Source organism: Pseudomonas sp. Emmai (genome assembly GCF_055179735.1).
Genome location: NZ_CM143685.1, coordinates 3,879,227 through 3,900,725, shown reverse-complemented (window position 1 = coordinate 3,900,725; position 21,499 = coordinate 3,879,227). Strand labels below are relative to the sequence as shown.

Here is a 21,499-nt window from a genome sequence, read left to right as displayed (position 1 = left end):
GCAGGACGCTTTTTTATGCCGCAGTTCTTTATCGACCGCCCGGTGTTCGCCTGGGTGGTCGCGTTGTTCATCCTGCTGGCCGGTGCCCTGGCCATTCCACAGTTGCCGGTGGCGCAATACCCCGACGTCGCGCCGCCGCAGATCGAAATCAACGCCACGTACCCCGGCGCCTCGGCGCAGACCATCGACGAAAGCGTGGTCAGCCTGATCGAGGAAGAGCTTAACGGCGCCGATCACCTGCTGTATTTCGAATCCCAGAGCAGCCTCGGCAGCGCCACCATCAAGGCGACGTTCCAACCGGGGACCAACCCCGAGATGGCGCAGGTCGATGTGCAAAACCGCCTCAAGGTGATCGAGTCGCGCCTGCCCCAGGCCGTGAACCAGCAAGGCTTGCAGGTGGAGAAAGTCTCCTCCGGCTTCCTGTTGCTGATCACCCTGACCTCCAGCGACGGCAAGCTCGACGACGTGGCGCTCAGCGATTACCTGGCGCGCAACGTGATGAACGAGATCAAGCGTCTCGACGGTGTCGGCAAGGCCCAGTTGTACGGTGCCGAACGGGCAATGCGCATCTGGATCGACCCGCAGAAGCTGATCGGTTTCAACCTGACCCCGGCCGACGTCAACGCCGCGATCGTCGCGCAGAACGCCCAGGTGTCCGCCGGCAGCATCGGCGACTTGCCGACCCGCAGCACCCAGGAAATCACCGCGACCATTATGGTCAAGGGCCAGTTGTCGACGCCGGAAGAGTTTGCCGACATCGTGCTCAAGGCCAACCCCGACGGCTCCACGGTGCGCATCGGCGATGTGGCGCGGGTCGAGATCGGCAGTCAGGAATACCAGTTCGGCACCCGCTTGAACGGCAAGCCATCCACCGCCGTCGGCGTGCAACTCTCTCCTGGGGCCAATGCCCTGAGCACCGCCACCGCCGTGCGGGCAAAAATGGATGACCTGGCGCGTTACTTCCCGGCCAACGTCGAATACAAGATCCCGTACGACACCTCGCCCTTCGTCAAAGTCTCGATCACCAAAGTGGTCTACACCCTGGGCGAGGCGATGTTGCTGGTGTTCGCGGTGATGTTTTTGTTCCTACAAAACATCCGCTACACGCTGATCCCGACCCTGGTGGTGCCGGTGGCGTTGATGGGCACCTTTGCCACGATGCTGGCGCTGGGGTTCTCGATCAACGTGCTGACCATGTTCGGCATGGTGCTGGCCATCGGCATTCTGGTGGACGATGCCATCGTGGTGGTGGAGAACGTCGAGCGGATCATGGTCACCGAGGGCTTGTCGCCCAAGGACGCCACGCGCAAGGCGATGAAGCAGATCACCGGCGCGATCATCGGCATCACCCTGGTGCTGGTAGCGGTGTTTATTCCGATGGCGTTCATGCAGGGTTCGGTCGGGGTCATCTATAAGCAGTTCTCGCTGTCGATGGCTACTTCGATCCTGTTCTCGGCCTTCCTCGCCCTGACCTTGACCCCGGCGCTGTGTGCGACGCTGCTCAAGCCGATTGCCAAAGGCGAGCATCACGAAAAGGGTGGCTTCTTCGGTTGGTTCAACCGTCGCTTTGAACAGTTGACCGTGCGTTATCAGGGCTGGGTGGCCTATGCGCTGAAGCGCACCGGGCGTTACCTGCTGATCTACGGCGTGCTGCTGATCGGGCTGGGCCTGTGCTTCAGTCGCCTGCCCTCCTCGTTCCTGCCGGTGGAAGACCAGGGTTACACCATCACCGACATTCAACTGCCACCGGGCGCGAGCAAGAACCGCACGGTGCAGGTGGTCGAACAGATCGAAAAACATAACGCCACGGAGCCCGGTGTCGGTGACAGCACGGTGATTCTCGGTTTCAGCTTCTCCGGCAGCGGGCAGAACGCGGCACTGGCGTTTACCACGTTGAAGGACTGGTCCGAGCGCAGCAGCGATGACTCGGCCAGTTCGATCGCCGACCGCGCCAACATTGCCCTGAGCCAGATCAAGGATGCGGTGGTGTTTGCCGTGTTGCCGCCACCGGTGGATGGCCTCGGCACCTCCAGTGGTTTCGAGTTCCGCTTGCAGGATCGCGGCGGCCTCGGTCATGCCACGCTGATGCAAGCGCGCACGCAGTTACTGGCGGCGGCGGAGAAAAGTCCGATCCTGATGAATGTGCGCGAAAGCGCCCTGGCCGAAGCACCGCAAGTGCAACTGGAAGTCGACCGTAAACAGGCGAATGCCCTTGGCGTGTCCTTTGCCGATGTCGGCAGCGTGCTGTCCACGGCCGTGGGTTCGGCCTACATCAACGACTTCCCCAATCAGGGGCGGATGCAGCGCGTCGTCGTGCAAGCCGAAGGTGATCGACGCAGCCAGGTCGAGGACCTGCTGAAGATCCACGTGCGCAACAGCGCCGGGAAAATGGTGCCGCTGTCGGCCTTCGTCCAGGCCAAATGGACCCAGGGCCCGACGCAATTGACCCGTTACAACGGCTACCCGGCCATCAGTATTTCCGGCGAACCGAAACCGGGTCACAGCACCGGCGAAGCCATGGCGGAAATCGAACGGCTGGTGGCGCAAGGCCCGGCGGGGTTGGGTCAGGAATGGACCGGCCTGTCGTTGCAGGAGCGTTTGTCCGGCAGTCAGGCACCGATTCTGCTTGGCTTGTCGCTGTTGATCGTGTTCCTGTGCCTGGCGGCGCTGTATGAGAGCTGGTCAATTCCGACTTCGGTGCTGCTGGTGGTGCCGCTCGGCGTACTCGGCGCGGTACTGGCAGTGACCTTGCGCGGGATGCCCAATGACGTGTTCTTCAAGGTCGGGCTGATCACCATCATCGGCTTGTCGGCGAAGAACGCGATCCTGATCATCGAATTCGCCAAGAGCCTGTACGACGAAGGCCACGACCTGATCGACGCCACCCTGCAAGCCGCGCGCCTGCGGTTGCGGCCGATTGTGATGACGTCGCTGGCGTTCATCCTTGGCGTGGTGCCGCTGGCGATTGCCACCGGGGCCAGTTCGGCGAGCCAGCAAGCAATTGGCACCGGGGTGATCGGCGGGATGATCACCGCGACCCTGGCGGTGCTGTTTGTACCGGTGTTTTTCGTGGTGGTGATGAAACTGGTGCGCAAACGCCACAAAGACACCTGACCCACCAATCCCCTGTAGGAGCGAGGCTTGCCCGCGAAAGCGTCATCACCGTCGATAGAAATGTTGACGGTAAGATCGCTTTCGCGGGCAAGCCTCGCTCCTACAAGGTTGCGTCGCCGAGTGGTCACAACGCATCGCCCTGGGCTAAGGTGTTGCAAACCCCTGCGCCCATCGAGCCTCCATGCCCCTCCTCGCCCGCACCCACCCTCGCCTGTCGTCCGCCACGGTTCTTGGCCTGGCGGTGGGCATCCTGGCCCCGGCCGATTCGATCATCAGCAAAATCCTCATCGGCTGGAACGCCGGGGTCTGGACCTACCTGATCCTGATGATCTGGCTCGCCACCAAGGCCAAGGCTCCGGATGTGAAGCGCATTGCCGAGATCGAGGATGAAAACGCCGGGCTGGTGTTGTTCGTGGTGTGCATCGCCGCGATTGCCAGCCTGGCGACCATCACCTTCGAACTGGCCGGCAGCAAAGACCTGGAAACCTCACGCAAGCTGCTGCATTACGCCTTCACCGCAGCCACCGTCATTGGTTCATGGCTGCTGATCGGGGTGATTTTCAGCGTGCACTACGCCCGCCTGTTCTACACCTGGGACGGCAAGGAGCCGGCACTGCGCTTTGCCGAAGGCCTGACTACCCCCAATTACTGGGACTTCCTGTACTTCTCGTTCACCATCGGCGTGGCGGTGCAGACTGCCGATGTCGGCGTGGCGACCCGGGGGCTGCGCAAAATCGTCTTGGCGCAATCGCTGATCGGCTTTGTGTTCAACACGGCGATTCTCGGGTTTTCGATCAACATCGCGGCCGGACTGTTCAGCTAAACGGCTGCACAAACGTTCTAGGCGTTACCCGCGTCGCAGGCGTTAAATAAGTCGGCAATCCGTCTCACAGGTGCAGCATGACTTCGCACAACTGGATCGACCTGGCCCAGGACGCCGACACCGGCATCGAAACCTTGCGTGCGCATTTCGAGGGCCACGCCTACGACCCGCACTGGCACGACAGTTACCTGGTGGGCGTCACCGAGCAAGGCGTGCAGCAATTCAACTGCCGCCGGGCCCGGCATCAGAGCACGCCGGGCAAGGTGTTTCTGCTGGAACCCGGTGACATCCACGACGGCGAAGCGCCCACCGAGGACGGCTTCACCTACCGCATGCTCTACCTCGACCCGCAATGGCTGGAACGGGAACTGAGCGCGTTGTTCGAAAACGCCCCGCTCAACAGCCAACTGAGTTTCGCCAACACCCTGACCACTGACCCACAACTGGCCCAAGCCACCAGCCTGGCGTTCCAGACGTTGCACGGTGGCGAGTTGAAGATCGTGCGCCAGACGGCCCTCGACGGTTTGCTCGAACACCTGACCCGCCATCTGCACTGGCGCACCCGCTACGGCGAAGACCCGCGTCTGCCGCTGGTGGCGCAAAAGGCCCGGGAATACCTGCACGCCAATGCTCATCTGGACATTGGCCTCGATCAGTTGGCGGTCGTCACAGGCGTTGATCGCTTTCGCCTGACTCGCGCGTTCAAGGCTGCCTACGGATTGGCGCCCCACGCCTATCTCGTGCAATTGCGCCTGTCCAAGGCCCGGCGAATGCTCGCCAGCGGTTTGCAACCGGCGGCGGTGGCCATGGAGCTGGGGTTTGCCGATCAGAGTCATCTGGGCCGCTGGTTTGTCCGGGCGTATGGGTTGACCCCGGCGATGTACCGCAGGCGCTGCTCAAATCTTCCAGACGTGTGACCTGGCCTTTGTGAAGATTGGCTCCTGACTGTCCAAGGAGCCCATGATCATGCTTGTCACTTTTTCCAGCCTGCTGCCGTTTTTGGCATTCGCTTTCGTCGCGTCCATCACCCCTGGTCCGACCAATATCCTGGTGCTGAGCAACAGCGCCCGCTATGGTTTCAAGGCCGCGCTGCCGATCGTCTTCGGTGCCTGCACTGGCGCAGCGCTGCTCGTACTGGCCGTGGGCGGCGGTATGGGGCAAGTGCTCAGCACCCGCCCCTACCTGCAAACAACTCTGCAGTGGGCAGGTGTCGCGTGGTTGAGTTATCTGGCGTGGCAAATTTTTTGGGCGCCGGTCAATACCAAGGAACCCTTGGCCGGCCCCCCGCAGTCACAACGACTGGGCTTCAAGGGCGCCGCCGGTTTGCAACTGGTCAACCCCAAGACCTGGATGATGGCCCTGGCCGTCGTCAGTGTGTTTGCCGGGACCAGCGCCGATCGTCAGGTTCAGACGCTGTGCCTGTCGCTGGTGTTTTTTCTGGTGTCAGTGCCGTGCATGGGCACCTGGGCATTGCTTGGCGCAGGCTCGGCCAGGTGGATTCGGTCGTCCAACCGCTTGAAACACTTCAATCAGGCCATGGCCCTTTTACTGCTGGGTTCGGCCTGGCTCAGCTTGCTGGCGTGACCCAACGCTCAATCCGCGAGCAAAAAAATGCCCCGATCTCATCGGGGCATTTTTAAGTCATCTAGAAGAAATAGCTCAGTCTCACACTACCGCACCAGTCTTGACTGACCGTCGTGCCTTTGCTGCCTCCCACCTGGCCGGCAACCTGCCAGTTGCGTTGCGCCGGCGTCCATTTCAAACCGGCGCCATAACCGATCGAGCTACTGGCGCGATCGTCATCGAAACTGTCGTCGTTGATCTTGACCTGATTGGTTTTGACGAACTCGTGATTGACCTCCGCCAGCACACTGGGCTCCAGCAAACTGCCGTTGTCGAGGGTGATGACGCGCCCACCTTTGATCCCGACCTTACCCTGCACTGAACGCATGGTGTCGCTTTTGACCTCCAGGCCGTTGTCCAGCCGGTACTTGTCGCTTTGGGTGGCGCCGGTCGATACCTGGACCTGAGGCTCTAAAAAGTAATCGTCCTTGAGGCGAATGTGCTTGCCCACTGCTACGGAACCACTGACACCCAACGCCTTGTAATCACCTTTGGCCCGCGTGCCGTCACTCATGGTGACTTTGGCGTGATTGTCGAACTGGTTGATCTTGGCCATGACATTAACGAACACACCGCTTTCAACATCGAACGTGCTGCCATAAACACCGGCATTCAGGCTGTCGACTGTGGCGCTGGAACCGTATTTCAAATCCATATTCGTACGGCTTGTACCCACGAATCCGCCCAACACCCACGACCGGCTGCCCAAATCCACGGTCGTGTCGGCACCACCGGTGATGCCGGTCTGGTTCTGCGTGTAGCCATCGCCATAGGCATTACTGACGTTGTATTGATTGCCGTAAGTGCGGACCCAGACGCTGTTGCTGAGGTTTTTAACCGAACCGTCGTTCATCGCCCGGAGCGAGGCTTCGGGCCGGATGCTGAGACTGCGATCACCCAGTTGATCGCTGAGCATGGCCATTTCAGCATTTAGCACGCTGCGTGCGCTGCCGGCCAGCGCCAGTGCCGTATTGGATGAAGTACTGACCGTTTCCTTGTCCGGGTTCAGGTACAAACCCGTGCCCTCCTTCGCCAGCCTGTAGACAAAGGTGCCCGCGTCCACTGTTTCACGATTGGCCAGGGAAAAGTTTGCGTCGCCGGAAGCGATATTGCCGACCTGTACCCGCTCGGCGGTGAGCGGATTGGTGCCGGTGGCGGAGATTTGCAGTTGATGTTGTCCACTGGCCTGGCCGGTGACGTTCAGGAAATCCGTGTTGCCATTGCTCAAGTCGGTCGCCATCGCAAACGTGCCGTTACCGGACAGATCGCCCACATCCAAGCGTTGGAACTGTTCGTTCGTCCCCATGCGCACGACACCGTTGCTCAGCGCAAGACGTTGTACGGAGCTATCGCCGGTCATCACCCATTGTGCTGAATTGTCGATATTCAGATTGGCGGAATTGCTGATTTGGCCGGTCAGCACAGAGCCGTTATTCAGCGATACGCTGCCCCGGGTGTCGGTGACCACATCACCGGTCATGCTGCTGGCATTGTCCAGCGACAGACTGGAAACGTTTTCGACGTTGCCGTTGATGGTGGAACCGTTATTCAGGCTAACCGTCGCAGCAGTCCCTGCCACCGCCAAAACATTGCCGTTCAACGCACTGCGGGTATCCAGATTGACCCGGGTAACATTCTGCAGATTGCCTTCGATAGACGCGGCGTTGCTCATCGACCACCCGATAGTGCTGCCGTTGTCGGCAATCACGTTTCCCCTCAAAGCACTGCCGTCGACCGTGACAGTGGCCGTAGAGCCATTGGTCGCCTGCAACAGCGTGCCGTTACCGCCGATCAGTTCGGTGCCGCCCAGGATGTCGATCTTGGCCACAGCGCCGGCGGGGCCGGACGAACCCAGCACAATCGCTGAACCAGTACCGCCTGTCACGCGGGTATTGTTGAGTGTCACGGTACTGGCATTGACACCGACCGTGTCAGTCACGATTTGAAGGCCATCCTGCCCGCCGGAAATGGTGCTGCCTGTCGCCGACAGTGTTGCACCGCCCAATTGCACGCCGTAGCTGGTTGTGTCAGTGCCACGGATGGTCGAGTTCTCGACATTCAACACCGCGAAACCGACCGCATTCGCGCCCCCGGGCAGACCGGTGATTGTGCTTCCACCCTTGACCGTCGCACTGGAGGAAGCGGGTGTGTTGATATTGCGTCCCAACAGAAGGCCAAAACTGTTCGAACTGGTGATATTCGTGTTGTTGTCGATCGTTGCACTGCTGTCAATCAGCTGTATCGCTCCCCTGCCACTCGCACTATTGACAGTGGCCCCGGAAAGGCTCAACACAGAATTATTGGCGTTGATTCGTTGGCTCTGGCCACCGTTGAAAACGACGTTGGCATTAGTTGAAGAAATGGTCAGCGCCTGGGCATTGTTGATAGTCAGCGTGCCCCCTTGCGAAACCGCCCATGCTTCGGGAGCGGGTGGATTGGTCACCACATCACTTTCGCCCGGCAACAGTATTCGGCTGTAGGCTTCGGGAGAGGACGCAACCACGATGGCTATGATTAATTTTTTGATCGCCTGTGGGTGGTGTGAAAACGAAAACAGTGGCATAGGAAGCTCCTCAATCCTGCACAAATACTGAAAATGTTTTCTGGCAGTATTGAATGTCTCTATCCAAAAAACGTTCGACAGCCTAATGACTCAAGCGAAAGCCTGATGTAGGAAAAGTCCTTGTCTCTTGAGGAATTGTCTTCAGTGTAAGTAGGCATAAACCTCCTCCCACTCCTGAATCAAAAATAATCGCGAGAGAGACGGTCAGGTCTCCCTCGCGATACTGTTCAAAGCACTACAAAAACTATGGCCCTGGCGCTGCAGGAACTGCCGTCTGGTCACAGTAGTTAAAGCTATTACTGATAGTGTCCAACTGCTTGATAACAGGCACAGACGTTTGCGAGCCATTTATATCCGTCGTATACCAATATTTGCCATACGCAACCGCGCCTCTAACGGGTTGTGCTGCTTTGAAAATCGCCGGACTGCCTATTGGCGCCACGTCAGCCTCATTAGCGGCTTTGATGACGTAATCCTTAGAGTCCTCCGTATTGGGGATCAGAGTATTTCCTCCCGGATCACTGTAGGCCGCAAAATGCGCGGTAATTGTTTTGCCAGGCGGCAACAATGAATCCTTTGGAATTTGCAAACCAAGTATGTAGTTACTGGTAGGACTGATCATCCCGTAACATTCGATAAAATCGCGATTTGCCGGATTACGGATTCGGATAGTCGGTAGCGGTAGCGTAATTGGGATGCCGCCCACCAGCACTCTTCGGTCTCTGGACTGCATGACATTCTTGTCACTACCTGTCTTTTGAATCGTCCAGTGAGCTTGCACTTCAGGGGGCGTAAGACTGGAAATTATATTTGCCGGAATAGTAACTTCAAATTCATCCTGATCGGCAAATGGAATGTAGTCAGCAATAAATACATCATTGATGTAGCACTTGGCTGTCTGCTCAGGAGTGATGGGTGGATCAGTAAGTGCAAATACCACTTTAAATTTACCCGCCTTGTCGCGGTCGCCGGGTAGTAACTCGTTCGGTGTCCCAGAGTCGCCAGTGACAACGGGCAACTGAAGGTTCGGGTTGATCAAGTCCGGAAGATCCGGGTTGTCTGGACCTGCGTAGTCGAATGCCAGGGTAAAAGTGGCGTCTGGCGACTCAGGATTGGGGGGGACCATCCCGGTGCGGGTAATTGTGGACTTGATGGTGACACTCTTCGGTTCGTCGGCATCATCGAAGACTTTAGCCAAGTCTGCGTAAGTCAGTGGGAACGTCAGATTCGCACCGGCCCAAGGTTGGGCGGCAGTTTCATGAAAGAGCGTCGCGTCATTGGCATCTTCAATAGTCAAAAAGATTTGATCGCCCGGCTCCGCGTTCTGGATAAACGCGTTTTCCACGATCGCCGTAATGCCACTGGCCAGATCGTCCAAATAGATAGGCGTGGCGTAACCGGGATCGGTTATAGGCACCAGGGGCGCTTTGTTCAGCACCGGTCTTTGTGCCACAGCCAATGTCAGAAACGCCGCTGACAGAGACTCCAAACCCTGGTTGCCGGGAAGGTCTGTCCAGTCATAGACGATATTGACCCGCCCATTCGGAAGTTGACGTAGCAAGCTGCTGGCGAACGTAAATGCACCGTTTGCGGGCACAGTACCGTTAAAGACCTCAACCCTCGTGGTGCCTGCCAGAAGCGCGACGCGAAGATTGTCGTCAAGACGACGCAGGGCATAACTAACGTTCACGGTCGCACTCACGTTAGGGTTAGCGGTCATCCAGGCTTCGTTGACAGTGACTTGCGCATCTAAAGGTCTATTGACAAAGACTGGCGTTGGCGTCGGCCTTACTTCTCTCCTGGGATTTTTTGTATTGAAAGGAGCCGTTTGGTCGATAACGAACTCCAGCAGATTGGAAGGATCCGCGTTACCACCACTGTCTTTATAAAGTTGGATCTGAACCACATAAGTGGTAGGCGCTGCTGGCGTAGGTAGCTCTGGAAAAAGACGGGCGGGCAACTGGAATGGAACATTGACGGGAGGCCTGCCCGCAATTGGACCCAGCTGGATTGTTTGGTCATACGGCGCTAGAGTCTCGCCTCTCACCCCATACAGAACATCAAACTCATCACGGTCATACTCATCTTCTGGGCGGACAAAATTCAGGGTCAGGTTGCCGCTGTCCAGTACACTCTTCGCGACAAAACCGTCAGCAAGTGTATCTATCGTAATAACAGATAAAGGCCCTGCTTCACTAATTTCAGTGGACGCGGGTCTGTTTTTTTTGGGTACGTATTTCAGTGCCATCTTCGTATCTCCTTGTGCTGTTTGGCCAGCAAGGCCACTTTCGCCGGGTGTTACTCTGTCGATTTTCACCAAACTTTTTTTCGACTCGCCAATCAATTGCCCTCCTCTATACAACTGCCAATAGGCAAGTGCAGAGTCGTCATCATAAAGAAGCTGTATATAAGGGTCGAACGGTACGACCTGTTCATACCCTTGATCTACATCCTGCTGTAGCAATTGTTTATCAAAGACACCTTCGGTACCCGCAACGGGATCAGTGCTTCCATTTTTGCTTAAATAACCCTGCCAATGCACTCTGGCGGTATCGCCGCGCAATGCGATACCTGTTGAGGCGGGTAACGCAACAGTCGCCCCGGAAGTAAGCGGCGGAACCGTTTTGTTATTCAGATAACCCCAAAGGGTGGCGTGGGGAAATCTCGGTTCGTCCAGGCTGAGAAGTGGCGTGTGATCGATGGTCAGTTTTCTTGGCGGCGAAGGATCAGGGGTACCGCCCGATGCTTTCCAGACTTTATAAGATAAGAATGCAATACCGTCGTTCGCCAAGTGTTGCGGTGTCAGCCTGAAATATAAAAAATTAGCTTGTGGCGGATCTAAGAACTCCGTGTAGAGCCTTTGTTCAGTTCCGTTTTGCAACAGTGTTATCCACAGCTCATCATCGTTCAGAGGACTGGGCCAATAAGGAATAATGATGCGAGTACCGTTGCGCAATATCTCGCGGGAGACATAACCCTCTAGGTCGCTATCATCGACACCTTCTACTGAAAGGGGGGCCGCTAATATGTCTGCACCTGATTCCGGCAGATTTTTCGTCGTCATAGCCTTCTAGTCCATCCGGGTTGTAGGACATACGTAACTTCTATACCGCTCATGGACGAATTAAACGCTCAGCCATCGGAGTTGCCTACTGTCAGATCTGACAGGTAAAGCGACCGTCCGTCGGGTGGCGAAGGCTGCGCATTGCTGGAGAAGATGAACGCGCCTTGACGAGAGTGCAGAGATTGGTGTTATCTGAAACCGGTTTCACGACTACTCGAACCGCTATCCAACAACAAGAAAACGCCGCCATGAACGATTTTTCCGCCGCCCAACGCAGCCGCGTGACCATGCTTGACGTCGCCGAACACGCCGGCGTGTCCAAGGCCAGCGTCTCGCGCTTCATCGGCGATGACCGCGCCCTGCTCTCCGATGCCATTGCCCAGCGCATCGAACACGCCATCAGCGAATTGGGTTACCGCCCCAACCAGATGGCACGCGGCCTGAAGCGCGGGCGCACGCGCCTGATCGGCATGCTGGTGGCCGACATCCGTAACCCTTATTCGATTGCCGTGATGCATGGCGTGGAAACCGCCTGCCGTCAGCATGGCTACAGCCTGGTGGTGTGCAACACCGACCGCGATGACGAGCAAGAACGCCAGCACCTGGCGCTGCTGCGTTCGTACAACATCGAAGGCTTGATCGTGAACACCCTGGGTCATCACCGCGATGAACTGCGCGAGTTGCATCGGGAGATGCCGCTGGTGCTGGTGGATCGCAAGGTCGAGCAGCTCGAGAGTGATTTGGTCGGGCTGGATAATCCCGCCGCCGTCGCCATGGCCCTCGCCCATCTTGAAGAACGCGGTTATCGCGATGTGCTGTTGGTGACTGAACCGTTTGACGGCACCAGCTCGCGGATTGAACGGGTGGGCAGTTTCAAGGCGCAGATTGAGCAGCGTTCGACGCTGCAAGGGGCTGTCGTCGAAACCGGCAGCGACCTGACCTCACGCTTGCAAACCTTCCTTGATACACCCGGCCCCGGGCCAAAAGCGCTGTTCTGTGCCAACGGGATTGCGGCGTTGGCCGGCACCCATGCGTTGCGTGAGCTTGGCTGTGACCTGTTTGGGGATGTCGGGCTGATTGCGTTGGATGATCTGGATTGGTACCCGTTGGTGGGCAGCGGCATTACCGCCCTCGCCCAGCCGACGGCGGAGATTGGCGCGAGTGCGTTTGAATGTTTGCTCAAGCGTTTGCGCGGGGATGTCGGGCCAGTGCGGACGATGGATTTTGCGGCGCGGTTGGTGGTGCGTGGGTCGACCCGTGGGGATTTGCGTTGAATCACACGTTATTCAAACGCAGCGAAACCTGTAGGAGCGAGCGGTGCGGCGATCCGACTTGCCCGCAAAGACGCCCGAAAGAACAACGCAAATTCCAAACCTTTTTTTTGAACAAAAATGAAACCGGTTTCAGAGGTAAATAACAATGAATAAACCACCCGTTTCCATCAGCTTGTCGAGCTACGGCGCCGACCTTGTGCGCCTACGCGGCCAGGGCAGTTTTATCGAGGTGCTGGCCGCCGCCGGCGCCACGCGCATCGAATGGCGCGAAGAACTGTTGACCCACGAAGACCCCGCGCAACTGGCGGATGACACCCAGGCTCGCGGCCTCGAAAGCATCTATTCCTCGCCGATGGAGCTGTGGCTGGCCGGTCAATCGAAGCCCAATCCTGAATTGTTCAAGACCCTGCAACGCGCTGAGCTGTTTTGCGCCAAGTGGCTGAAAGTCTCCCTCGGCTATTTCACCGACAACAACGACTTGCAGGCGTTGGCTCGACAGTTGAGCCAAAGCCCCGTGCACCTGTTGGTAGAAAACGACCAGACCTTGCACGGCGGGCGCATTGAGCCGTTCCAGCGCTTTTTCGCTGAGGTCGAGCAGCACAACCTGCCGATCAAGATGACCTTCGACATCGGCAACTGGCAATGGCAGGACCAGTCCGCCGCCAGCGCCGCGCGGTTGCTCGGGCGGCATGTCGGCTACGTGCATTGCAAGGCTGTGGCGCGCCGGGCCGACGGCAAACTGGTGGCGATACCACCGAGCGCCGCCGACCTGCATCTGTGGGAACAACTGCTGCGGCACATGGCCCAAGGCATCATGCGAGCGGCGGAGTATCCGTTGCAGGGCGACGACCTGGTGCAACTGACCACCGAACACGTCGCCACCCTCGCCCGCCTCGGTCAATCACGGTTGGAGAGCGCCCATGTCTGAGATCGATATCCTGTCGTTCGGCGAAACCATGGCGATGTTCGTCGCCGAGCAGAGCGGTGACCTGGCGGCGGTTGGCCAGTTTCATAAGCGCATTGCCGGGGCGGACAGTAACGTCGCCATCGGATTGTCGCGGCTGGGGTTCAACGTCACGTGGCTAAGCCGGGTGGGTGCTGATTCGCTGGGTCGTTTCATAATCGATACGTTGGCCAAAGAAGGCCTGGATTGCAGTCAGGTCGATATCGACCCGGCGCACCCGACCGGTTTTCAACTCAAGTCCCGCGCCGATGACGGCAGCGACCCGGTGGTCGAGTATTTCCGCCGTGGTTCGGCAGCCAGTCACTTGTCGGTGCAGTCGATCCAGCCTGAGCTGTTGAACGCCCGGCACTTGCACGCCACCGGGATTCCTCCGGCGCTTTCCGTCAGCGCTCGGGAGATGTCCTTTGAATTGATGACCCGCATGCGTGAGGCTGGGCGCAGTGTGTCTTTCGACCCGAACCTGCGCCCGAGCCTGTGGGCCAGCGAGCAACAGATGATCACCGAGATCAATCGCCTCGCCGCCCTCGCCCATTGGGTACTGCCGGGGTTGAGCGAAGGTCGTTTGCTCACCGGGTTTGAGGATCCGGCGGACATCGCGGCGTTTTACCTCGACCAAGGGGTTGAAGCGGTGGCGATCAAACTGGGGCCACACGGTGCGTATTACCGCACGCACCTGGACCAGGGCTTCGTCGCCGGTGTGCCGGTGCAAAACGTGGTCGACACCGTGGGCGCCGGCGATGGCTTTGCCGTCGGCATGATCAGCGCCCTGCTGGAAAACCACAGCTTTGCCGACGCCGTGCAGCGCGCCAACTGGATAGGCAGCCGGGCGGTGCAGAGTCGAGGGGATATGGAGGGGTTGCCGACCCGCGCCGAATTGCCAAGCCACATACCTGATCGTTCCCACGCTCCTGCGTGGGAATGCAGCCCGTGACGCTCTGCGCAACCGTGGACGCGGAGCGTCCGTAGAGGCATTCCCACGCAGAGCGTGGGAACGATCACCGAACACCGTTACCTGCTGCGACAAAAACAACAAGCTCAGGAGCACCATCATGAAAACCGCAACACTCGCCACCCGCCGCTGGTGGTACATCATGCCCATCGTCTTCATCACCTACAGCCTGGCGTATCTGGACCGCGCCAACTACGGGTTCGCCGCCGCCTCCGGGATGGCCGAAGACCTGATGATCACCCCGGGTTTGTCCTCGATGCTCGGCGCACTGTTCTTCCTCGGTTACTTTTTCTTCCAGGTGCCGGGCGCGATCTACGCGCAGAAACACAGCGTAAAGAAGCTGATTTTCGTCAGCCTGATCCTCTGGGGCGGCCTCGCGACCCTGACCGGGATCGTATCCAGTGCCTATTGGCTGATCGTGATTCGCTTCATGCTCGGCGTGGTTGAAGCCGCGGTGATGCCGGCGATGCTGGTGTACCTGTGCCACTGGTTCACCCGTGCCGAACGTTCGCGCGCCAACACCTTCCTGATCCTCGGCAACCCGGTGACCATGCTGTGGATGTCGGTGGTGTCGGGGTATCTGGTGCAGCATTTCAGCTGGCGCTGGATGTTCATCATCGAAGGCTTGCCCGCGGTGATCTGGGCCTTTATCTGGTGGCGCCTGGCGGACGAGCGTCCAGCCCAGGCCAAGTGGCTCAGCGACCAGGAGAAACAGGACCTGGAAAGCGCCCTGGCGGCCGAACAAGTCGGGATCAAAGCGGTGAAAAACTACGCCGAAGCCTTCCGCTCGCCGAAAGTCATCGTGCTGGCCCTGCAGTTTTTCTGCTGGAGCATCGGCGTCTACGGCTTCGTGCTGTGGCTGCCGTCGATCCTCAAGGCCGGTTTGCAGATGGACATGGTCGAGGCCGGCTGGCTCTCGGCGCTGCCGTACCTGGCGGCGGTGATTGGGATGCTCGCGGTGTCCTGGGGCTCGGACAAGTTGCAGAAGCGCAAACGCTTTGTGTGGCCGCCGTTGCTGATCGCCTCGATTGCGTTCTACGGTTCATACGCTTTGGGTGCGGAACACTTCTGGTGGTCCTACACCTTGCTGGTGATCGCCGGGGCCTGCATGTATGCGCCTTATGGGCCGTTTTTTGCGATCGTCCCGGAAATCCTTCCCGCCAACGTCGCCGGTGGCGCCATGGCGCTGATCAACAGCATGGGTGCCCTCGGTTCGTTTGGCGGTTCCTATCTGGTCGGTTACCTGAACAGCAGCACCGGTTCGCCGGGTGCTTCGTATCTGTTGATGAGCGGCGCGTTGATGCTCTCGGTAGTACTGACGATTTTCCTCAAGCCCGGCGCCAGTGACCGGGTCGTGGCCAAGGCCGTTGCGAAACGGCCGGTGCCTGCTCACCCTTGAATTGAAGTTGAGACGATGACGATGAAAAAGCAGGTCGTGCTGTACAAGAAACTCTCGCCGTTGCTGATGGCCCGCTTGCATGAGCAGACTGAAGTGACCCTGATCGACAGCCTCGACGCCGAGGGCCTGGCCAAAATGCGCGAGGCCCTGCCCAAGGCCCAGGGCTTGCTCGGCGCCAGTCTGAAGCTGGACGCTGCATTACTCGATCTGGCCCCCGATCTCGAAGCCATCGCCAGCGTTTCGGTGGGTGTCGACAACTACGACATCGATTATTTGACCGAGCGCCGGATCCTGCTCAGCAACACCCCGGACGTGCTCACCGAAACCACGGCTGACACCGGATTTGCATTGATCCTGGCCAGTGCCCGCCGCGTGGTGGAACTGGCGAACATGGTTCGTGCCGGCCACTGGAAGCGCAACGTTGGCCCGGCACAGTTCGGCACCGATGTGCATGGCAAGACCTTGGGCATCATCGGCATGGGCCGCATCGGCGAGGCGTTGGCCCAGCGTGGGCATTTCGGCTTCGGCATGCCGGTCATTTATCACAGCCACTCGCCGAAACCGGCGGTGGAACAGCGTTTCAACGCGCAATACCGCAGCCTGCCGCAACTGTTGCAAGAGGCGGATTTCGTGTGCCTGACCTTGCCGCTGACTGCTGAAACCGAAGGGTTGATCGGGGCTGAGCAGTTTGCCTTGATGGGCCCGGAGACGATCTTCATCAATATTTCCCGGGGCAAAGTGGTGGACGAAGCTGCGCTGATTGACGCCCTGCGCAAGGGGCAGATTCGGGCGGCGGGGCTGGATGTGTTCGAGCGCGAGCCGCTGGATTCGGCGTCGCCATTGTTGCGGCTGGATAACGTGGTGGCCACGCCGCACATTGGCTCGGCGACCCATGAGACGCGCGAGGCGATGGCCAGGTGCGCGGTGGACAATCTGCTGCTGGCGTTGGCCGGAGAACGGCCGGTGAATCTTGTGAATGCCGGGGCTTGGAAGGCCTGAGCGATGATCGTTCCCACGCTCTGCGTGGGAATGCCGCCAGGGACGCTCCGCGTTCCGCCGTTGGATGTGACGCGGAGCGTCACGGGATGCATTCCCACGCAGAGCGTGGGAACGATCAATTGCGCAGATCCTGTAGGAGCGAGGCTTGCCCGCGAAGAGGCCCGCGAAACCAGCGGGAACGATCAGGCCCTACGCGCCTCCAACAAATCCGCCGCACACCGCGCAATCCGCCGACACGCGTCCGCCAGTTTCACCTGGTCCACCACCAGCCCCAGGCGAATATGCCCCGCCGCACTCGGCCCGAAGGCTTCGCCCGCCAGCACCGACACGCCATACCCCTCCAGCAGCCGCTCGGCAAACCCCTGGGCGCAGAGTCCGGTCGGGCGTATATCGACCATCACGAACATCCCGCCATCGGGCACGATCGGCCGGATACCCGGGCACGCGCTCAACCGCGAGCACACCAGGTCCCGGCGCTGGCGATACTCTTCGCGCATCTGCGCCACCTCCGGCAGGTCCCCATCCAGCGCCACTTGCGCGGCTTTCTGCACGAAATCCGGAATGCCAAACAGCATGCACAACGACAGGTGCATCAAGTGTTCGGCCAAGGGTTTGGGGCCGATCACCCAACCGACGCGCCAACCGCTCATGGCGTGGGATTTGGACAGGCTGTTAATGGTCGCCGTGCGCTCGGCCATGCCGGGCAGACTGGCGGGGCTGACGTGCTCGCCTTCGTACAGCAAGTCGCTGTAGACCTCGTCGCTGATCAGCCACAAGTCGTGGCGAACGCAGAGCAGCGCCAGTTCCTGCCAGAGCTTCAATGAAAGGCTGGCGCCGGAAGGATTGTTTGGACTGTTCAGCAAAATGACCCGGGTCTTGGCCGTGATCAGCGCCGCGACATCCGCCGGGTCCACGCGAAAACCGTTCTGCGGCCGTACCGCCACCGGCACCACTTTCGCCCCACAAGCGCCGAAGACACCTTCGTAGGTGACGTACATCGGTTCGGCGACGATCACTTCATCGCCCGGATCGAGCAAACATTGCGCCACCGAGTACACCGCACATTGCGCCCCCGGCAACACGATCACATGCCCGGCATCCACCGCCTGACCGCTGCGGCGTCGATGCCGACTGGCGATGCTGTTGCGCAACGCCCGGGTGCCACGCACATCCGAGTAATGGGTATCGCCGGCCAAGAGGCTGTCGATGGCGGCCTGGACGATGGGCCTGGGCGTGTCGAAATCCGGATCGCCCACCGTCAGCAGCAACACATCAATGCCCTGCTCGCGCATCTCCAGCGCTCGATCATGAATGTTCCAGGCTGCCGCTCCGTCACCGGCAATACGTTGAGTCAGGGCTGAATAGCGCATGTACGTCTCCTGTCGCGCGTGCTCCAGACTCAACCCTATCTCAAATTACAAAACGCGCCACCATCGCATTCAAATCCACGGCCAGACGCGACAGTTCGTGAGTGGCAGCGCTGGTCTGGTTGGCACCGGCGGCGGACTGAGTGGCGAGGTCGCGGATGTTGACTAGGTTGCGGTCGACTTCGCGGGACACCTGGGCCTGTTCTTCCGAGGCGCTGGCGATCACCAGGTTGCGTTCGTTGATCAGGTGGATCGATTGGGTGATCTGCTCCAGGGCCACACCGGCGGCGCGGGCCATTTCCAGGGTGCTTTGGGTGCGCTGGTTGCTTTGCTGCATCGAGGACACCGCTTCACCGGTCCCGTTCTGGATGCCGGCGACCATTTTTTCGATTTCCTGGGTCGATTGCGCGGTGCGATGGGCCAAGGCCCGGACCTCGTCTGCCACCACCGCAAAACCACGCCCGGCTTCACCGGCACGGGCGGCTTCGATGGCGGCGTTGAGCGCCAGCAGGTTGGTTTGCTCGGCGATGGCGCGGATCACGTCCAGCACCTTGCCGATGTCGCGACCTTGTGCGGCCAGGCCTTCGATCATGGTCGCGGTGTTTTGCACGTCGTGGGTCATGGTCTGGATCGCGTCGACGGTTTCCACCACGCGGTTGCGGCCTTCGCGAGCGGCCTGGGTCGACTGGTTCGACGCTTCGGAAGTCGACACCGCATTGCGCGCCACTTCTTCCACGGCGGCGGTCATCTCATTGACGGCGGTGGCCGCTTGTTCGATTTCGTTGTTCTGCTGTTGCAGGCCGCGCGAGGCTTCTTCGGTGACGGTGCTGAGTTCTTCGGCGGCAGCGCCCAATTGCGTGGCGGAACCGGCGATCTGCTCGATGGTTTGGCGCAGGTTGGTCTGCATGACGGACAAGGCACCGAGCAGGCGGGCCGGTTCGTCCTTGCCATCGACTTCGATGGCTTTGGTCAAGTTACCGCCGGCGATGGTTTCGGCAGCCTGCACCGCGCGGTTCAACGGTGTGACGATGCTGCGGGTTAACAACCAGGCCAGCAGCACAGTCATCAGCGCCGCCACCACTGACACGACAATGATGCCGTTCACGGCGGTGTTGTAGTTGTCTTCGGCAACCGTCTCCGCCGCTTTGGCGCCGTCGATGTTGTAAGCCACCAGTTTATTGAGCTGTTCGCCCATCAGGTCGGTGCCTTCCTTGATCCGCGTATTGATCAGGCTGCGCATCTCATCGACTTTGTTCTGACGCGACAGGTCCAGCATTTCCCGCTGGGCTTGCATGTAATTGTCGAGGGTGGTGCTGAACACTTTATACAGCGCCGCTTCGTCAGGACCCATCGGCAGTGCGGCATAAGCGACCTGCGCCTTGCGGGCCTTGTCGGTCAGTACGCCAATGCGCGTATCGGCTTCCTGCAGACTGGCCGGCTCGCGGTTAACCAGAATGCGGAACGAGAGAATGCGCATGCGCAGGATGTTTTCGGTGACATTGCCCAGGAAGGTGACGCTGGGCAGTTGGGTGCTGCCCATGTCGACCGAGGACTGGCGGATGATCGACATGCGATTGACCGCAAACACACCCAGCACGATCACCAGCAAGGCGATGAAGGCAAAACCGAGGAACGCTCGAGGCGCGATATTCAGATTACGCAGGGACATAGGATGATTCTCGGGGGGTGAGCGTCGAAGCATCCGTGCCGTGGTCGCTGTCGGGCGGGCGTGGGGCCGGCGGGATCAGCTTGGCGCCACTGTTATGGTTGGTTTGTGCGCGCCTATGAGGGTTATCGGCCGGGCTTGAGGATTTTTACGGGGGAAGTGGAAAAATATTTCAAGGGGGTTAGGGGTGTTTCAGCGGCGAAACACCTGTGCTGCAGGGGCGAGTCCATTGTGGCGAGGGGGGGCTCTACCCCGTTCGCCTGCGAAGCAGGCGCTAAACCTGCTTGCACGGAATGACTGAAAGAATGCCAGGGGCCGCTACGCGCCCCAACGGGGGCAAGCCCCCTCGCCACAAAAACGCTCTACCCTGAGGATCGCGTTCAGGTCTTTTGGGAAGCGATCTGCCAAACCCGCGCAATATCGCTCGCCCGCTCCCGCAACAACCGAGGCGCCTCGGCACACGCCTGCTCCAGCGTCATCGGCCCGCTCGCCAGGGCAAACGCGGCGTCGATGCCGTGCTCGTAGAGTTCTTGATAACCCTCACCCAAGGTCCCGGCGATCACGATGACCGGCACACCTTGCCGGCAGGCAATCCGCGCCACGCCAAACGGCGTCTTGCCGCGCAAGGTCTGGGCATCGAATCGGCCTTCACCGGTAATCACCAGGTCCGCGCCCTCCACCGCCTCGGCCAGGCCAACCAGTTCCGCGACCACTTCCACACCAGCCTGAAATTGCGCCCCCAGGAACGCCTTGGCCGCGAACCCCAGGCCACCCGCCGCGCCGCTGCCCGGTTCATCGCGCACGTCTTTGTCCAAGGCTTGCGCGCACACATCGGCAAACAGCCCAAGGGCCTGATCCAGTTGCTGGACCTGCGACGGCGATGCACCTTTCTGCGGGCCAAAAATCACCGAGGCACCGTGGGGTCCGCACAGGGGATTGTTGACGTCGGCAGCGATGTCGAAGCGCACCGCGTTCAAGCGCGGATCGATGTCGCTCAGGTCAATGCGGGCCAGTTGCGCCAGCGCCAGGCCACCGGGCGCGAGGATTTGGCCCTGGGCATCGAACAGTTTGACGCCCAGGGCCTGCATCGCCCCGGCGCCAGCGTCGTTGGTGGCGCTACCGCCAATCGCCAGGATCACCCGCTGCGCCCCGGCATCCAGCGCGGCGCGGATCAGTTCGCCGGTGCCGAAAGTGCTGCTGACGCAGGCATCGCGCTGCGCCATCGGCACCAATTGCAAACCACTGGCCTCGGCCATTTCGATGATCGCGGTGTGGTTGTGCGGCAGCCAGCCCCACGCGGCGTCAACCGTGGCACCTAACGGGCCGCGCACGGTTGTGCGGCGCAATTCACCCGCACACGCCGCCAGAATCGATTCGACCGTCCCTTCCCCGCCGTCGGCCATCGGGCACTTGACCAACTGCGCCTGCGGCCAGACCTCGGCCAATCCCAACGCGATGGCATCGGCGACGCCTTGGGCACTCAGGCTGTCCTTGAACGAATCGGGGGCGATGACGATTTTCATGAGAATTCTCCGTTTTCAATGCATCCATGCTGCCAGTTGCCCCAGAGGATGACGCCGGTCAGGTGCACAAGTGGGGGTGGCGTTTGTTGTTCATTTCTACAAACCCGGGATTGTGGTGGCTGGGAGGGCCTCTTCGCGGGCAAGCCTCGCTCCTACAAGAGCGAGCGCCGC

The 21,499-nt window shown here is 59.8% G+C and carries 14 protein-coding genes; 9 read left to right on the top strand and 5 right to left on the bottom strand.

The genetic code is table 11. From position 1 onward, the window contains the following. Positions 1 to 15 precede the first annotated feature (15 nt). From ACY4LX_RS18040 to ACY4LX_RS18025, 4 genes are all read left to right on the top strand, one after another. The gene (locus ACY4LX_RS18040; RefSeq protein ID WP_463257311.1) at positions 16 to 3,114 is read left to right on the top strand and encodes a multidrug efflux RND transporter permease subunit; all 3,099 of its coding nucleotides are present in this window, start codon (positions 16 to 18) and stop codon (positions 3,112 to 3,114) included. Between the two features lie 181 nt (positions 3,115 to 3,295). Beyond that, complete coding sequence (locus ACY4LX_RS18035) at positions 3,296 to 3,937, top strand: DUF1345 domain-containing protein (protein ID WP_149661755.1); 642 nt, start codon at positions 3,296 to 3,298, stop codon at positions 3,935 to 3,937. Positions 3,938 to 4,014: 77 nt separating this feature from the next. Beyond that, complete coding sequence (locus ACY4LX_RS18030) at positions 4,015 to 4,854, top strand: AraC family ligand binding domain-containing protein (RefSeq protein ID WP_463257310.1); 840 nt, start codon at positions 4,015 to 4,017, stop codon at positions 4,852 to 4,854. A gap of 49 nt (positions 4,855 to 4,903) precedes the next feature. Continuing rightward, positions 4,904 to 5,521, top strand: a complete 618-nt coding sequence (locus tag ACY4LX_RS18025) for a LysE family translocator (RefSeq protein WP_463257309.1) — start codon at positions 4,904 to 4,906, stop codon at positions 5,519 to 5,521. Positions 5,522 to 5,582: 61 nt separating this feature from the next. On the opposite strand, the gene ACY4LX_RS18020 is transcribed toward ACY4LX_RS18025, so the two are convergent. Together ACY4LX_RS18020 and ACY4LX_RS18015 are read right to left on the bottom strand one after the other, a co-directional pair. Beyond that, positions 5,583 to 8,123 (bottom strand): autotransporter outer membrane beta-barrel domain-containing protein, encoded by a 2,541-nt coding sequence (locus ACY4LX_RS18020; protein ID WP_463257308.1) that lies wholly within the window; start codon positions 8,121 to 8,123, stop codon positions 5,583 to 5,585. 244 nt (positions 8,124 to 8,367) lie between these two features. Further along, positions 8,368 to 11,187 (bottom strand): hypothetical protein, encoded by a 2,820-nt coding sequence (locus ACY4LX_RS18015; protein WP_463257307.1) that lies wholly within the window; start codon positions 11,185 to 11,187, stop codon positions 8,368 to 8,370. A 248-nt stretch (positions 11,188 to 11,435) separates the two neighbouring features. Here ACY4LX_RS18015 and ACY4LX_RS18010 point away from each other — a divergent pair, with 248 nt between their 5' ends. The 5 genes from ACY4LX_RS18010 (at position 11,436) to ACY4LX_RS17990 (ending at position 16,772) form a co-directional block, all read left to right on the top strand. Further along, on the top strand, positions 11,436 to 12,461 hold the full coding sequence (locus tag ACY4LX_RS18010) for a LacI family DNA-binding transcriptional regulator (protein WP_463257306.1): 1,026 nt from the start codon (positions 11,436 to 11,438) through the stop codon (positions 12,459 to 12,461). A gap of 145 nt (positions 12,462 to 12,606) precedes the next feature. Further along, positions 12,607 to 13,389, top strand: coding sequence for a sugar phosphate isomerase/epimerase family protein (locus ACY4LX_RS18005; protein ID WP_463257305.1), 783 nt, complete (start codon positions 12,607 to 12,609; stop codon positions 13,387 to 13,389). Next, on the top strand, positions 13,382 to 14,356 hold the full coding sequence (locus tag ACY4LX_RS18000; protein ID WP_463257304.1) for a sugar kinase: 975 nt from the start codon (positions 13,382 to 13,384) through the stop codon (positions 14,354 to 14,356). Before ACY4LX_RS18005 ends, ACY4LX_RS18000 begins: the two co-directional genes overlap by 8 nt. Before the next feature lie 118 nt (positions 14,357 to 14,474). Continuing rightward, the gene (locus ACY4LX_RS17995; protein ID WP_149661744.1) at positions 14,475 to 15,773 is read left to right on the top strand and encodes an MFS transporter; all 1,299 of its coding nucleotides are present in this window, start codon (positions 14,475 to 14,477) and stop codon (positions 15,771 to 15,773) included. A 21-nt stretch (positions 15,774 to 15,794) separates the two neighbouring features. Beyond that, on the top strand, positions 15,795 to 16,772 hold the full coding sequence (locus ACY4LX_RS17990; protein ID WP_463257303.1) for an NAD(P)-dependent oxidoreductase: 978 nt from the start codon (positions 15,795 to 15,797) through the stop codon (positions 16,770 to 16,772). A 182-nt stretch (positions 16,773 to 16,954) separates the two neighbouring features. Here the strand turns inward: ACY4LX_RS17990 and ACY4LX_RS17985 are convergent, their stop codons facing one another. From ACY4LX_RS17985 to ACY4LX_RS17975, 3 genes are all read right to left on the bottom strand, one after another. After that, complete coding sequence (locus ACY4LX_RS17985; protein WP_149661742.1) at positions 16,955 to 18,142, bottom strand: pyridoxal phosphate-dependent aminotransferase; 1,188 nt, start codon at positions 18,140 to 18,142, stop codon at positions 16,955 to 16,957. A gap of 40 nt (positions 18,143 to 18,182) precedes the next feature. After that, on the bottom strand, positions 18,183 to 19,808 hold the full coding sequence (locus ACY4LX_RS17980; RefSeq protein WP_463257302.1) for a methyl-accepting chemotaxis protein: 1,626 nt from the start codon (positions 19,806 to 19,808) through the stop codon (positions 18,183 to 18,185). Positions 19,809 to 20,185: 377 nt separating this feature from the next. Further along, positions 20,186 to 21,328 carry a glycerate kinase gene (locus tag ACY4LX_RS17975; protein WP_463257301.1) on the bottom strand — a complete coding sequence of 381 codons (1,143 nt, stop codon included), beginning with the start codon at positions 21,326 to 21,328 and terminating at the stop codon, positions 20,186 to 20,188. Positions 21,329 to 21,499: the final 171 nt, after the last annotated feature.